The organism is Coleofasciculus sp. E2-BRE-01 (genome assembly GCF_040221695.1).
Lineage (GTDB): Bacteria > Cyanobacteriota > Cyanobacteriia > Cyanobacteriales > Coleofasciculaceae > Coleofasciculus.
Genome location: NZ_JAVKEA010000148.1, coordinates 1 through 16,349, shown reverse-complemented (window position 1 = coordinate 16,349; position 16,349 = coordinate 1). Strand labels below are relative to the sequence as shown.

Genomic DNA, 16,349 nt, shown 5'->3' with positions numbered 1-16,349 from the left:
CAAAAACAGTAAAAAGCAACAACTGATTCTGATTGGGAGACAATGCCATGCCAATGGATTTAATGATTGAAGACTTGATGGAGCAGCTCGTTGAAATGGGTGGCTCAGATATGCATATTCAAGCTGGGGCACCGGTTTATTTCCGCATTAGTGGTAAACTCCAACCCTTTGGGGAAGACCCACTGAATCCCCAAGAATGTCAGAAGCTGATTTTCAGTATGCTCAATAATAGTCAACGCAAAGAATTGGAGCAGAACTGGGAATTGGATTGCTCTTATGGGGTGAAGGGATTGGCTCGCTTCCGAGTCAATGTTTATAAGGAGCGCGGCTACTACGCCGCCTGCTTGCGAGCCTTGTCCTCCAAGATTCCCAACTTTGATCAGCTAGGTCTGCCTGATATTGTACGGGAAATGAGCGAACGTCCTCGGGGGTTAGTACTGGTGACCGGACCAACGGGTTCAGGAAAGACCACCACACTGGCGGCAATGATTGATTTAATTAATCGCACCCGACCTGAACATATTCTCACCGTCGAAGACCCGGTGGAATACGTTTTTCCCAACATTAAAAGCTTAGTTCACCAACGTCAAAAAGGTGAAGATACCAAAAGCTTTGCCAATGCGCTCAAAGCCGCCTTACGGGAAGACCCGGATGTGATTCTGGTCGGCGAGATGCGGGACTTGGAAACCATTTCACTGGCGATTTCAGCTGCAGAAACGGGTCACTTGGTCATGGGAACCTTGCACACCAGTTCCGCCTCTCAAACCGTGAACCGGATGCTGGACGTGTTTCCTCCTGAACAACAAGCTCAAGTCCAAGCTCAGCTCTCGAACTCCTTGGTCGCCGTCTTCAGTCAAACCTTGGTACCCAAGAAAAACCCGAAACCTGGTGAGTTTGGTCGGGCAATGGCACAGGAAATTATGATCGTCACCCCGGCTATCTCTAACTTGATCCGTGAAGGGAAAGTGTCCCAAATGTATTCCGCCATTCAAACCGGGATGAAAATGGGCATGATCACCATGGAACAGACATTAGCCAATTTAGTCAAACAAGGCACGATTTCCTTTGAAACAGCCGTGTCCAAGAGTTCTAAGCCTGACGAGTTACAGCGTATTCTCGGCGGTGCTGCTGGCATGGCTGGTGCTGGTGCCAAAGGCGGAAAAGTTGGTGCTAAGACTCGTTAAGTTATCGGGGTTAGTTCTCTCGTGAACTGCAAAAAATATCACCGGACAACTAACCCTTTCCTTCAATCCTTTTTTCATTCAGACGCAAGCTATGCCTACCTTTATTGCTGAGGTTCGGGATTCCAAAGGAAACGCCAAAAAAGAGAAAGTTCAAGCTCTTTCTACGGATCAAGCCCGCGCCCACTTGCAAAATCAATATCCCACTGTCGGCAGTATTCAGAAAGCGTTTAGCCTGGAAGACCTAAATTTAGACGCACTCCAGGAAAAAATGACGAGCGTCAGTGTCAAAGACCGAGCCGTTTTTTCCCGGCAATTTGCGGTAATGGTTAATGCTGGAGTCGCCATCGTGCGTTGTCTGGGTATCTTATCGGATCAATGTGACAATCCTAAGCTGAAAAAATCACTGACAGCAATCAGTAGTGAAGTTCAGCAGGGAACCAGTCTCTCAGATGCCATGCGTGAACATCCCGCCTGTTTTGACCAACTCTATGTCAGTATGGTGCAAGCGGGGGAGGTTGGGGGTGTCCTAGATGAAGTTCTCAACCGATTAGCCAAGCTGCTGGAAGATATGGCGCGGCTGCAAAACCAGATTAAGTCGGCAATGACTTATCCTCTGGTGGTTGGTGGCTTTGCTGTACTGGTGTTTTTGGGAATGACCATTTTTCTCATCCCTATCTTTGCCGGGATTTTTGAAGAAATCGGCGGAACATTACCAGCCCTGACTGCCTTTATGCTCTGGTTGAGTGGTGTTCTCAGAAGCTGGTACGCTCTGATTCCAGTTGGGGTGATCATCGTTACCACATTTGCCATCAAGCAGTACTACAAAACCCCACCCGGTCGCCTGCAAATCGATGCACTCCTATTAAAAGTACCTCTGTTTGGTGAACTGAATGAAAAATCATCAGTCGCCCGGTTTTGCCGCGTCTTCGGTACGTTAACTCGTTCCGGAGTTCCCATTCTTAATGCCTTAGACATTGTTCGGGATACCTCAGGAAACCAAGTGATTGCTAACGCGGTGGAAGCGACCAAGCAGGAAATTCAGCAAGGGGGTTTGATCAGTGTTGCCATGCAAAATGAGCAAGTTTTCCCCGGTCTAGCTATTCAGATGATTAGTGTTGGTGAAGAAACTGGGGAATTGGATTCAATGCTGATGAAGGTTGCCGATTTCTATGAAGATGAAGTTGAGCAAACTGTAAAAGCGTTGACCAGTATTTTAGAGCCTGTGATGATTATTGTCATCGGGGGAATGGTGGGTACAATTCTGGTCTCTATGTATCTGCCCATGTTTAAAGTGTTTGAAACGTTGGGTTAAATTGGACAGCATTTCCAGGATATGGGGCGTCCATTCCTACAACCGTTTGATGGTAGAGGATTTGCCGTGTTGATTCAGCTACTCGTAGAGCATGACGGAAAAAAAACTTATCCTTCACGTATTACTGAAACGCTGATAAGGAAAGCATTTTGAATGCGTGCATTCCCAGGGAACGGTACTAACAACCTGAGCAACCTCTACTGATTCTCCACTACGGTTCGTGAATAGTATTTAAACTAGTCCATAAGACGTTACCACTTATTTAAAAATGCCAGTTAAGCCATCTAATTACGAAACAAGTTTAGCCGAATATAGCCACCATGAGGGGGCGTTGGCGCTGCTGAAACAACATCGACCTTACTTGGAAATGATTCCGAGTATGCGCCGCCCCTCAGAAAGTGTGATCACGATTCCTCTACCCATTGTGCGCCTACGCCATCTTCAATCATCAACAGGACATTCTAATCTAACCAGCTTGAATGGAACGGTTGGCTTACCCTGTGATGTTGCCATGTTAATGTGTGACCCAGAATGGAAAATAAAAATGGGGGTGGAAATTATCATTTTCATTCATCGCCCTCATGAAGATTTTTCGGATTTATTGAGTCGTTGGCGTCAGACGCAAGTGTTGCTCGATAAAGACTATGAGTGGCTAATGCCCCCCCGCCATCAACATATTCTCAGTGAAGGCGTTGACCGGATTTATCCCTTATTTGTCATCTTCCCGGAAACACCCCAACGGATTCAACAAGGGTTATCGGGTGCTTGTTTACCGTTTGTCATGCAAAGTCCAGATTATGTGACGGAAGAGGAAAAATCAGAAAGCTTCTCTACTGAACGTCCACCTGCTTAGGGACTTGCGGCTTAATAATATACCAATCAAGCTTGGCTGAGTTGATGAATACAGCTTTCCTCACTGGTACTTTATTTTTACGCAGCTCCCTAAGGTGTAGGGAACGTCCACTGTTCATTCCCCTGCGCCTCGGCACATAAGCGCCCAATTATCGGGTCTAATTCCATCGCCGCACACAATAGCAGCACATAGCGCTCAAACCGCGATAGTCCCAAGGCACGACAAAGCTGAGTCAAGGCGGGTGGCTGGAATACGTTGACCGCTTCTTCCAGGTTCGGTGAAAACCCCAGTTCCTCGTCAAGAGGTTGATTTCTCAGTTGCGCCACATACCGTTCCAGCATCTGTCCCTGTCTAGCAGGGTAAATTAAGGGAAAAACAAAGTCAATATGATGAATTTGATAAATTTAGCGATCACGCCGATGAAAAAACCTAAGAGACTGGGTGTGGGGTGTAGGATGTGGGGAAATTGATAGGATTTACCAAGGACTTCCAATCAGGGTAAATGCTGCCCAATAATAGGGATGGGAGAGAGACTTGTCCTCTTGAGTTTCTAATGTTGGCGGTAATCGAACAGGTTGTCCACTTCCCCGTAATTGTCCCCCTTCCAAACGCACCTCTCCCTTGATCATCGCTAACTGCGCTTGGCGTAAGGCTTCGGCTTTAATCGGAGCGGTTTGCAACTTGCGATAAAACTCCGTCATCAATCCAGAGGTTCCTTCATCACTGACATACCACAAACTTGACAGCGCTGACTTGACCCCAGCTTGCACGGCTAATCCAGCAAAACCTAACTCCGCTTTTTCATCACCGACGGCGGTACGACAGGCGGAAAGGATTAACAATTCAATGGGGGTGCGACGATTATTCCAGCCTAATTCTCGCAGTTGGTTCAGGCGCAGTAGATCATTCCATAACAGAATATAAGAATTTTCTAGAGAACCGGGTTTGAATTCACCATGGGTGGCTAAATGCACAATAGAAGCATTTTGGCTGTGGGCTTTGAGTGATTCTAGGGTGACTTTTTCATTCAGGAATGATTCTCCATCGCGAATGCTGGCAATTGTTTGTAGTTCCAGGGGGACAGCGGGTAAAGAACTCAGGTTCAGTTCCTTGGCTAGATCACTCGATTCCGCAATTCCCATTGCCAAAACGGGAACATTCTGAATATTGTTATAGCTAGTATCAGTAATACTCAGACTGGGCATTAACCCCACACTATAGTTTTCCACCAAAAAGCCTTGACCATCATGCAGCGCCGCCACGGGTAAGGAACGCAAGCCCCTATCCATGATGAACACCAGATTTTGAATCCCTTGGGTGTCTAAATCTGCTTTTAAGGGGGCGATTAACCATTGATACAGTTGCTGCGCCGGTGCTAAATAACTACTGGTTCTCCGTTTAATCGGATTGGTAATTTCTCGGCGTAATTTTTGTGCCGTTTGCCGGATCGTCTCTGGTGTCGTATCCGGGAGACTGACAACCTTTTTCTCCTGAGCGGAAACCATGATCAGTTCCAGGTTATCGGCAACAAAGATGGCATAAATAAACGCGGATTTAACCCCGGTTTGCTGCTCAATTTGCTCCAGAATTTCGGCGGCATCGGCGGGGTTATTAACGCTGGGTTTGGGTCCTAAATATCCGGAAAAGGTATCGGCAAGCAGACGGTCAAGGGTGGAAATGGCTAGGTCAGCATCCGCGACTTGACTACTCACGGGTAGTTGAGGAGAGATGTTGCTTAAGGGCAGATTGCTTTGAGAGGGTATCCGAGGAATGATTTCAATATTGTCTTGAACAACCGGAAGCGTAAACGATTGCATGGGTAAAATTGAACCAAGAACTCCCTTACCATTTGTAATTGCCCCGGTGGTGCCATTTTGCGTCGGATTTCCCACTTCAAAGGGGTCAAAGGCGGTACCACCACCATGGCGAATCACAATCGGATCACCACCTGTGGCTAGGGTTGCTTCTATGCCAGTTTGAGAACGGAATGTGCCTGTTGCTCTAAAATACCCATCGGTGGTAATGTTAATTGTAATTTCAATCCCTTCTGTTTCCGAGGGACGGGTGGCGATCGCACCCTGATTTCTGGGCAAACCCTGAGCATTGATAAAAATTAAATCAATGCCAGGAGAGTTTTTGATAAATTCGGGTTGACGGTTGTTCAGGGTAATTAAACCTGCTAAACCCGCCGTCGAACTGGAATTAACTTCTGCGACTGTCAGTTGACCCAAGCTGGAAACATCGATCGCACCACCCCCCAATGCACCCGATGAGTTCAAATTTCCACTGGTAATATCTCCAGTTTGGCTCGTCAGGGCGATCGCACCCCCTTTCCCCATTGCTGATGATGTATCAATGTGACCCGTGGTAATATTACCTGGAGTCGTCAGCATCACGGCATTTTCTGGAGTCTCTCCCTGGGCAGTTAAATCGCCGCTTTGGATAGAGCCGAAGGGATTGGTCATGGTAATTCCGCCCTGGGTGGCAGAGACATCCGCTGTGGTAATTGTGTTATTGGCTTGCAGGTTGACGCTTTCGGCTTCTATATCGGCTGTCGTAATACCAGCTTGGTTAGCGGTGAGATTGACATCACCCTGAGGTGCTGTGAGTTTTCCTTGACTTGTATCAATAGAACCTGTTGCACTATCGATAGTGATACCGTCTTCAGTTGCAGTAATACTGGCGGTACTGATATCATCCGTCCCATTCAGTTCTACGACTGTCGCCTGGATATCGTCTCGAAGTTGAATCGTATCAGCGGTAATCTTAATCCCGTCTGAGTCAAGGGTAGTCATTGTCGAATCCGCAATCACCTCTGTCGCCCTTTCAATCGTCAGCGCCCCCAAATCTGTTGTCGTCCATCCACCGCCAAAGTTTTGAGCGCCGACGGCACCAGCAAAGGTGACATTTCCCGACCCACTGTTTAGGTGCAAGTCAAACGGTGATGTAGAGGACGAATTCCCAAGGGTTTCCTTGGCGCTGGATACGGTAGCACCGAAGCTGATATCACCGCCCCTCGATCCTGGTGATGCTTGAGAAATTGTATCGAATTGGGTATCTCGCACCAGAATCACATCACCTGTAAATTCAATTGAACCGCCACGAGTGTTAATCCTACCCGAAACTCGACTCTGTTGGGCATTCACGAATAAACTATCAAAAACCGTCGTCGAAGTGCCGACAATATCTGCATTGATAGTCGTATCATCACCAATCCTTAACGTTTTCAAGGCATGAGGCTGACCGATTTCCCCCTGAAAGGAAACATTCCCTGTCCCTGGTGTCACAATCAGACTTTGCGTCTCAGGCTTTCTGCCAGTGACATCACCCCTGAAGGTAACATCACCGCCTCCCCCACCGATTTTCACCTCTACGTCTTCTTGGGCGTACAACCAGATGGTTTGACTTAAGGTAATCGGTTGTCCGGCAGTTTCTAGGGTGACGTTTGGCTGATTGGGGTTCCCCAGATAGATATTTTCACCATTAATTGTAATGGCAGCATCATCGGTTCCAGTCAGATTGCCATTTACCTTAATTTCGCCCCCAGAAGTCGGGGATTGAATCGTCACTGGATCGTGGAAACTGACGCCCTGGGAGTCGAGGACAATTTCTCCATTACCCGTTTCCCGTCCAATCGTGATCTGGCTAAAGCCGTCTGCTATAGCCCCTAAGTCCCGATCGCTGATATCTAAACTTCCTTCTCCGTTGGCGGGTGAACCAATATCAATCGAAGCCTTATCGGTGGTTGGCTTCAGAGAAATGGTGCCTTGGTTCGGGGTACTGACCGAGTTAACTCCGCCATTGAAGTCAATTTCATCAGCCGTTAGGTTTATACTGTCGGCTACGGTGACTCGGTTATCAAAGGTTACAGATTCCCCCTTGTTAACCGTCAAATTTGTTAACGCTGTGCGATTACCCACATCGTCGGCAAACACGACAGTGCTATTATCGGCATTTACGGTTAAATCTTGAGATCCATCCACAGAATCGTTGAAATTAATCTTACCCCCTTGATTAGTCACGGTAATATCTTCACCTAGAGTGACTCGACTGTTGAGGTTAATTGTATTATTCGCCGCATCAGCCGTCGTGATATCGCCATTCAGGGTAATCCCCTCACGCCCCTGAATCCTCAGGTTCTTAATTTCATTGCCATTACCGATCGCACCTACTGTCACCCGACCTGTATCGGCGTCCAGGGCGAGGTTGGCTGGGTTCGTTTCCGTTCCCCGGATTGTTCCTGTGTTGAACGCGATCGCACCCCCATCCGAGGTAAACGTTGTGGTTTGGTTGAGATTAAAGGCTGTACCTGCTGTATAGTTTTGGTTCTGGGCGTTGTAAATTTCTCCGGTAAAATTAATCGCTTCTGTGGCATTGATTGTCGCTGTGTCGCTCACGCCGGCTTCGGTTACCTTGCCAATATTCGCTAAGGTAATCGTTCCCCCATTTAAGCTTACGTTCAAGGGCGCTGTGGTGCGACCAATGGCTTCATTTATGGTTATATCGCCGTTTCCCGCATCCAGGGTCAAGTCACCTGCACCATTAATGGATTGATTAATCGTAATATCACCGTCATTATTGGGATTATCCGTATTAATCGTCGCCTCTTCCCTTAACCTCACCGATCCAGTTAAGATAACATTGTTATCCACTCGATCTGACGTTTCAATCGTACTGTTTAGAGTAATCCCGTCACCCCTTAAGTTAACCGCTCCGGCATTGATGTCTCCCGTCGTCGAGATAGTATTTTCGGCTGTCACCCCTAGGGTTCCCGCAATCGAGACTGAATTCAGATTCAGGTTATCTTTGTCGTTGAGCGTGACATCATTGCCCCGATTAACCACGATAGTATTAAAGTCGTTATCGGTATTATCAAGAGTGATATCCTGGTTATTTCCTGCTGCCAGGGTAGCTGTGCCGTTGACTTTTATTATCGTGCCACTATTTTGGTTAATATTGTCTGTGGTGGCGGTAACAGTTAGGTCATTCGCTACATTAAGGTTTCCCTGGAACGTTGGATTGCCACCTTGCACGGTCAGGTTAAACCGTTCCCGCCTCAAGTTAACATCACCGATAGTCACCTCTCCTGTGACACGGGGACTGCCAATTTTGACTGTACCCCTTGATTCCAAGTTAGTTAAATCAGCTTCAGTTAGGAGGAAATTCCCTGGCGCACCGTCCCCAATACCGATTGTTGAGGTAGGATTAATTGGCTCAAAAGTAGCATTTCCCACATTTACTGTGGAGTTGATGCTCACATCCGTCGCGGTGACATCAAGTGTCCCAGAGATGGTAGATTCTGGATCATCCGGGGACGTTCCTAGCTGTATTTCATTGATATCGTTGAGGGAGACATTATTCGCACGGGTAACGATAACCTGATTCAAGTTATTATCATTGTTGAGGATGATGTCGTTCCCGTTAGCATCCAACCGAGTTTTCCCTGCGACAACCAGAGAATCATTGGCATCTACCTGTTGAATCACACCTTGGCTGGTCAAGCTAAAATTGCCTTGAATATTAGAAATAGTAGGCGCTTGACTAGAACCCAAAGCAATATCATTCACATCGGTCAGTTTGACCTGGTTGGCGTTGGTGATCACGACTTCATTAAAGTTGTTGTTGGCATGGTTAAGCGTGATATTCGTGGGATTCTCCGCATCACCGGCGGTTAATCGGGTTCTACCGCCAATATCCAATGAGCTGTCATTCCCTTGGGTAATCGCCCCCTTCGCCGTAACGGTTAGGTCAAACCCTGCTGTTGAAATACTTTGATTAAATTCGACAGCGCCACCTGCGCGAAAATCTAAATTCAATCCATCCGTCGGTGTCGTGATCCTATCGCTATCCCATATCTGCCCGTTGATGAAGATATTATTCGCCGCGATTAAGGTTAGGGTTTTCCCACCCTTGCCATTAAAATCTAAGTCTGTTGCTAGGGTAATATTCCCCGCTTGACCGATTCCCGGTGGGGAAGATCCTGTATCCACAGTGACATCACCCTGAGTTAATGCCGCTAACAGGGTATTAATATTTAGGACGGAGTTATCCGCCGTCGCCGTAAAATTAGGCGCAGTGCCACTCGTTTGATCAGCTACCCCACTAATGGTGATATTGTAAGGGTCAATCAGCCAGGTTCCCCCATTCCCTGTCGGTGCGGTGATATCGGGCGCTACCGGAACATCTAAGAATCCGGCACTACTGGTTTCCACAAACCCCCCATTCCCCCCATTTACCCCACCTCGGGCGCTAATATGACCATAAGTGCGAGTTGTCTTTTGAGACCAGACCATGACTCGACCCCCATGCCCCTGATCGAGAGCATTGGCATTAATCGTCGCATCGTTACTGACAAACGTCACATCTGCATTCGGGATTGGTTCTTGACCTTTTTCACCGCCGCCAATTCGTACATTACCCCCACCCTGGCGTCCTGATGCATCTACGTTGGCGGCGATTAAACCCACTGTATTGCCAATAATATTGACTTCACCCCCAAGTGAGGATGAGGAGTCAAGGCGTGAATCCCCGACAGAAACATCAATTTCACCGGATACAATAGTCAATCCTGTCTGTTTGGGCAAGGTGACTCCCGTATCTGTCAGTTGGACATCACCAGATTGGTTAACCTCAACGCCTGTCTCAACCTCTTCCCCCTTCCCGGTTAACAATTGAGCTAAATCCAGAGGTTTGATGGGCAACAACTCCCTGCTGGGAGTTCTGGGTGCTTCAATTTCCAACGAAAGGAGTTGTCCTTTTTGAGAAATCTTGACCAAATTGGCACCGGGAACCGCCGCCACGGTAATGGTTCCCCCAGGTGCAGTTAGTGTCCCGGTGTTAATCACATTACCAGCGAGTAGGGTTAAATTTTGCCCCTGGGATACGGCTAAGTCACCCCCATTAACAATACTTCCCGCCTCCAACTGATCAAAGGCAAATTGGTTAGGTGTCCCGACTAAGTTCTGATAAGCATTCTCACCCACCGCATTAAACCAATGATTATCGCCAAACCCCATACCCGTGGCGGTGGTGGCGATAAAGTCAGCCGGGACATTTAATCGGGAAGACGCCCCAAAAACCATCCCGGCTGGATTGATTAAATATAAGTTCGGATTGCCTCCGGTGACCTGAATCAACCCGTTAATCACAGAGGCGTCACCACCCACGACGCGACTGAAGATAGTGTTTAAAGTCGGATTAGCCAAAAAGTTGGCGATTTGGTTGGCATCTAAACCAAATTGCTGGAAACTGTGGAAGAGGTTTTTGCCATCAGCAGAAAGACTACCCCCAGAAATATCGATGCGGTTGCCATCGGGTGTAATAATTGTCCCCGTCCCATCTCTGGCTGAGGTAATCGGTTGCGCCAGAACTAGGACTTCAGAGAACGTACCCAGACTTGCAATCCCCAACCCAAATCCGGTAACAGCGGCGGTTAAATGATGCACTCTGTTCATGGCTAATTCCTTGACCCCGCAGAGGTTATATTGTCCGGGGACTTTTAAACTGAAGTTCCTCCGGTGCAGATGGACGACACAATGTTTCCAGCTTTACCCCATCATGGTTTGAGCTATTTTGACGGACTATTATTAACATACGGCATCGCCCATGTCAAACATGATGAATCAAGGCAACTCAGAAGTCAATAGGATAAGTAGTCGGACACAATTAAAGTTAATGGTTGAGATTAGGCAACAGGGAACAGGCAATAGGCAACAGTAAGGGTTTGAGGCTGGTTTGCATAACTTAATCGGGTTGAGTTTATTTCCACCAACCTATTTAGTAAAAAAATCTAACAGCGCCTTGGCTGTCTGTTGCGGCGCTTCCTCTGGGAGAAAATGACCGCACTCCAACGCCTGACCCAAAACATCGATCGCGCGATCGCGCCAGGTTTGCAGGACATCGTAGCGGCGTTGCATGACGCCTTTTGCGCCCCATAACACCAATAGAGGACATTGAATCTTTTGGTCAATATCTGCTTCATCGTGGTCTAGATCGATGGAGGCGGCGGCGCGATAATCTTCACAGGTGGCGTGAATCACAGCAGGTTGGCTAAAGCAGCGACTATATTCCGCCATCGCCGCTTCGGTAAACCCCGCCTGTGTCGCACTCCATTGGTGCATCTTGGTTTTCAGGTAAAATTCTGGGTCAGCACCAATCAGTCGTTCGGGAAAATCATAGGGTTGGATCAGAAAAAACCAATGTTCGTAAGCCGTGGCTAACTCCTTATCCACCGTTTGAAAAATCGTGCGGGTGGGTACAATATCTAAAACCGCCGCTTTATCAACTCGGTTAGGATGGTCAAGCAGGAGACGATGCAACACCCGTCCGCCGCGATCGTGTCCGGCGGCAAAAAAGCGCTTAAAACCCAGGATATCCATCAGTTCCACTTGGTCTTGGGCAGTTACCCGTTTAGAATAGGCCAGATGGGCTGGATCAGAGTTGGGTTTATCGCTGTCACCATAGCCGCGCAAATCGGCACAAATCACGGTGAAGTGCTGTGCCAGAACGGGTGCAACCTGATGCCACATTACATAGGTTTGCGGATAACCATGGAGTAATAATAGAGGATATCCTGCGCCACCCATCACCAGATTAATCGTGGTGTCTGAGGTGGTAATTCGATGCTGGGTAAATTGCTCAAACATACGTGCTAACGGGGAATAAGTAGACAAATCTTAACCAAGTAGGTTAGTTTATACTCAGACATGGTATCTTGCTGCTAGTCAGACGGTGCATGGGGTGAAAACCTTTCCAGCAGCAGATACAGGTGTTTCCGATTAAGTATCCGTTTTTTGAGCGCGATCGCGCCGTTGAGTTATACTGCTCGCGGTTACAAACTGAGCTTTTTTCATGCAGAGCTTAGTGAAGTACAGCGTAACATCTGGTGAGATTCTTTACTCCGCTATCGCTCCGTTCAGAATGACAAATTTAACCGCGCGAAGTATAATTCAGAACATTTACGTTTCAAGGCAAGCATCTACTCTTCTAGTGCATCGGTTCCATCTTTGAATCAGATGCTAGTTCTTTTGGCAAAGAATACTAGCAGTGACCTGAAACTCTCGTGTTATCACGTAGGTCGGGAAGCCACTTGTACCAGGTCACAAATTTCTATTTATAAAAAATAATTTAATTATTACGAATGAACTTAACCCGTCTAATTCAAGAGTTAAACGACTATAGTAAACATGGAAACGGAGAGCTAATTCTAAAAAACTCTCAGGCATTTTGGACATTGTACTTGGTTCGGGGTCAATTACTTTATCCGAAGAGTAAACATCATCCCGTGAGACGCTGGAACCGGGCAATCAATCAGCATCGGTCGAATTGGCACTGGAGGGCTGATTACTCCCAGTTTTCCGACAATCCTAGTTGGGAATGTCAGCTCATTGATCGCGGATTGAGCCAAAAACAACTTAGCCTGATTCAAGCCAAGTTAATCATTCGCAGTTTAGTTCAAGAATGTTTATTTGAACTCACGCCTTACACGGATTTGGACAGAGACTGGAAGCCCACCCAAACAGCGATATCGACATTTTGCAAAGTTGTTGCTTTATCCAGCAACGAAATACAAACAATTCTGGGTACAGCCGAGCAAATGCAGAAACAATGGCAAGCGGCTGGGTTGAGTCACCTTCACCCGACTAGTGCTCCTATTTTACAAGAGGGAGCAGATATATCCGAATTGCCGATTGAAGACAAGTATCTCAATGGAAAATTAACCTTGTGGGATATTGCGGTTGAGCGAAATCAATCCATCATTGAAGTTAGTCAGTCTTTGGTGGATTGGACTAAACGAGGGATGATTAAATTTCAATACATTCCTGATTTGACGTTACCAAGCAGCAACGATAATGGTGGGGATACTCCGATAGTTGCTGATAAAAAGCCACCTGAAATCAAGCAAACTCCACTCAAAACTAAAACGCCTTTAATTGCTTGCATTGATGACAGTCCGGTGTTAACGCTCACCTTACGAAAAATTTTAGTTCCAAATGGATATCAAGTGTTGAGTATTCCCGAACCGATGCGAGGGTTTTCTCAACTGATTGAACATAAGCCAAATTTAATTTTGCTTGACCTCCTTTTACCGAATGCTGATGGCTATAGCATTTGTAAGTTTCTGCGAGAAACTCCTGTGTTTAAAAAGACACCCATTATTATATTGACGGCTAAAAATACGTCAATTGACCGGACTCGCGCTCAATTGGTGGGTGCAACTGGGTTTTTAGCGAAACCGCCTCAAGCTCAAGAATTGTTGGAGATGGTGCAGCAACATCTGGGATAAGGCAGCAAGAAAGCAGGAGGCACAAGAGAATGAGTCTGACTTTTCACATAGAGTTTTGTAGGGGCGGGTTTCACGATTATCTTTTCTTTAGCACCCGGATGTGACTAAATCCGCCCTAACCAAGTGAGTTTCAGATACCCGACTTCTGAGAGAAATCGGGTATCTTATTGGTGAGTTACAACGAGTGCCTAGTAGAGGGATTTGATATCAACTTTGAAATGGGCAATTAGGGTCATCCGCTCGTAGGACAAGAAGTACAGATGCAACAGTTCTGGGTCATCTTGATCCCGATGCATGACCACACCATCTAGGGCAACTTTGTGATGGTCAATCCACCCGCCCTTAGAATCCAGTAATACGCTGAAATAAGGACTTTTATCGGGATGGTTGGCTTTCAGTTCTTCGTAGTCTTGATAGAACGGAGGAATACCAATCCCTAGGGGCATATATAACCCCTTATTATACTCCTCTACAGGTAACTGCGGTAGGTCTTTGATATTGACACCACTAATAAACAACTTATTCTGTTCATTAGTTTTTGTATCCGTGAATGTCAACTCTAATTCTTGTAAGGTTTCATCGACACCTACCGGGTCAATATTGCGGAGAACGGCTTGGTCAAATTGACCAATGCGCCAGAATTCATTTCCCCACGGTTTATCGGTATTGTAGTACCCAGGGGGAACAAAGGAGCCAAATTGAATTTCATGTTCACCGCTATAGAAATCGCCCCAGGTTTGCAAGTTATTGGCGAGAACGGTGCGGACTTTACGGATTTGCTCACCGGATGCAATTATTTTTTCATCCAGCGGGAAATCGGCTTGAACCTCTTGCTCATCGATGACATCTCGCAGCAAGTCAGTTTTGACCACGGTACCACTGGGATCTTGCCAATGTTCCATGCGTCGCCAGTATTTCCAATAGGATATATTGTTGATTTTTTCAAAGACTTGCTTGTACATCCCTAGGGGAAAGTCAAACCATCCTTGGTAGTACATGGCTTTATTGCCATCTTCTTGTGTGGTGAGAATAACTTCCCACAATCCACCATTGATGCAATTGTTGGCTAAGGCGACTTGGTAGAGGTTTTCTTTTTCAAATCCATCGCCGCCACTAATTTCAATATGCTCGGAGTCAGCCGGAAAACTAACCTGTTGACGGTTCCATTCGCGGTCAGTAAAGGCAATGACTTCTAAGCCTTCATCGTTTTTAGTCCATTCGGGGACTTTCGGGGTTAAAAGTTCTAAATCAATATTTTTGATCACAATTTTAGCCGTGTGATCGTTATTCGGCTCTAGGACAAAATCGACATGGGTGTCATCCCGTTTGACAACGGTTAAGGTGCGATCGTTATAGCGGCGGAATTTTTTACTTAAACCTGATGTGTTGGCGGGATAATGAGTATTTGTTAATTCCTTGAGATTAACCTCCATTGCATCGCTGACCTTATATCGAGTGGTCTGTCGATACGCCAGTCCAGCTCCTCCTAAACCAATTACACCAATACATACGGCAAGGGTGCCAATTAAAATTTTATTCCTTGTCTTTTTTCGTGTTTTGCTCGCGCTTGAATCGGTGAGATGCATCGGATTATCTTGAGGCAAAGCCGAGTTTGACATGCAAGTTTCCCTGGTTTTTTCGTTCTGAATAGCATATTAACGAATAAGTTTTAACTTTTGCAACCTCTTTGTATAGTTTTTGCCAAACTTCATCATTTCTTTAAAAAAGTCAAAGTATTACTTTACAGTTTTTTTATGTAAAATGATTCATTTTGACTTAAATGCTTAGGCAAAATAAGCGGCAAAAGTAATAGATGTAGGGAGTGTAAACTTCAAAAACGCTATATGTAGTGTTTTTACTGAAACAAGGCTGATTTATCGGAAAATGGCGGAAAACCCTTAAGAACTAACACTAATTGTTCGTTTGGGGGGATAGCCTCTACCTTCGGACAGAAGACGGAATTGTGAAAATAACTCAAAGTATATTTAAGCAAATACTCGTAAATTGAAAATTTTTATTAAAAAAAATGTTAATAGTTTTAGTTGCGTGATAAAATATGCTTCTTTAGATTAGATGGTTTATCAATTTGTGGCAGAATTAGAGAGTTTTAGTATTACGCTTTCAGTGTTAATACAAAACAGTTTGTGATATATTGAAACATTTTGCTATAGTCTACAATAGACGTAATATAGACAACACAAGGGTTGTGAAGTTTTTCTCTCGGTGATTTCTACGCAGAGTCGCTGTAAGACAGATAGACCAAAAATGGAGATTTTTTGTATTACACAGGGGTGTAGGGGTAGGTTTTGCTGATATAGCGCTACGCACCAGGCAACACCTCGACTTCGCTCGGTGTGTCACAGGCAACAGGTAGAAGCTGCTCAGGGATAGAAGTCGATGTTTTGTGTAACGACGGCGGCAATTTTGGGATTAGGATTGTTAGAGTTGTGACTCGGTAAATACTTTGGCTTGCTCTAAGACCAGTTCAATCGCCAAAGCCTGCATATCGGGTGGATAGCCATATTGTCGCAGTAGACGCTTGACCATAACTTTCATTCTGGCTCTGGCGCTTTCTGGGTCTTCCGTAGTTAGTGTGCTAAATTGTTAGTTAGATTTGCCCAAGTATTGGACAGCAATAGCTTTAATCGTTTTTACCCGAATTTCAATTTATTTTGAGGCGATCAAAAGCTACAGCCCTTGTGTGGAAAACCTTCT

8 protein-coding genes and 1 pseudogene are annotated in these 16,349 nt (G+C 46.1%); 4 read left to right on the top strand and 5 right to left on the bottom strand.

The genetic code is table 11. The annotated features are described in order from the left end of the window. The first annotated feature begins 53 nt into the window (after positions 1 to 53). The 3 genes from RIG66_RS18350 to RIG66_RS18340 all read left to right on the top strand — a co-directional run bounded on the left by RIG66_RS18350 (position 54) and on the right by RIG66_RS18340 (position 3,349). Positions 54 to 1,184 (top strand): type IV pilus twitching motility protein PilT, encoded by a 1,131-nt coding sequence (locus RIG66_RS18350; protein WP_446353602.1) that lies wholly within the window; start codon positions 54 to 56, stop codon positions 1,182 to 1,184. 91 nt (positions 1,185 to 1,275) lie between these two features. Next, positions 1,276 to 2,496, top strand: coding sequence for a type II secretion system F family protein (locus RIG66_RS18345; protein WP_446380203.1), 1,221 nt, complete (start codon positions 1,276 to 1,278; stop codon positions 2,494 to 2,496). 268 nt (positions 2,497 to 2,764) lie between these two features. Continuing rightward, complete coding sequence (locus tag RIG66_RS18340) at positions 2,765 to 3,349, top strand: hypothetical protein (RefSeq protein WP_446380202.1); 585 nt, start codon at positions 2,765 to 2,767, stop codon at positions 3,347 to 3,349. 89 nt (positions 3,350 to 3,438) lie between these two features. Here RIG66_RS18340 and RIG66_RS18335 read toward each other — a convergent pair whose 3' ends face one another. The 3 genes from RIG66_RS18335 to RIG66_RS18325 form a co-directional block, all read right to left on the bottom strand. Continuing rightward, the gene (locus RIG66_RS18335) at positions 3,439 to 3,690 is read right to left on the bottom strand and encodes a hypothetical protein (RefSeq protein ID WP_446380201.1); all 252 of its coding nucleotides are present in this window, start codon (positions 3,688 to 3,690) and stop codon (positions 3,439 to 3,441) included. A 135-nt stretch (positions 3,691 to 3,825) separates the two neighbouring features. After that, positions 3,826 to 10,803, bottom strand: a complete 6,978-nt coding sequence (locus RIG66_RS18330; RefSeq protein WP_446380200.1) for a CHAT domain-containing protein — start codon at positions 10,801 to 10,803, stop codon at positions 3,826 to 3,828. A 318-nt stretch (positions 10,804 to 11,121) separates the two neighbouring features. Next, positions 11,122 to 11,994, bottom strand: coding sequence for an alpha/beta fold hydrolase (locus tag RIG66_RS18325; RefSeq protein WP_446380234.1), 873 nt, complete (start codon positions 11,992 to 11,994; stop codon positions 11,122 to 11,124). A 494-nt stretch (positions 11,995 to 12,488) separates the two neighbouring features. On the opposite strand from RIG66_RS18325, the gene RIG66_RS18320 reads away from it, so the two are divergent. Continuing rightward, complete coding sequence (locus RIG66_RS18320; protein WP_446380199.1) at positions 12,489 to 13,634, top strand: response regulator; 1,146 nt, start codon at positions 12,489 to 12,491, stop codon at positions 13,632 to 13,634. Between the two features lie 188 nt (positions 13,635 to 13,822). Here the strand turns inward: RIG66_RS18320 and RIG66_RS18315 are convergent, their stop codons facing one another. Both RIG66_RS18315 and RIG66_RS18310 read right to left on the bottom strand, forming a co-directional pair. Continuing rightward, complete coding sequence (locus tag RIG66_RS18315; RefSeq protein ID WP_446380198.1) at positions 13,823 to 15,253, bottom strand: hypothetical protein; 1,431 nt, start codon at positions 15,251 to 15,253, stop codon at positions 13,823 to 13,825. An 820-nt stretch (positions 15,254 to 16,073) separates the two neighbouring features. Further along, positions 16,074 to 16,208: pseudogene (locus RIG66_RS18310) on the bottom strand (type I restriction enzyme endonuclease domain-containing protein); the annotation flags it as partial. Positions 16,209 to 16,349: the final 141 nt, after the last annotated feature.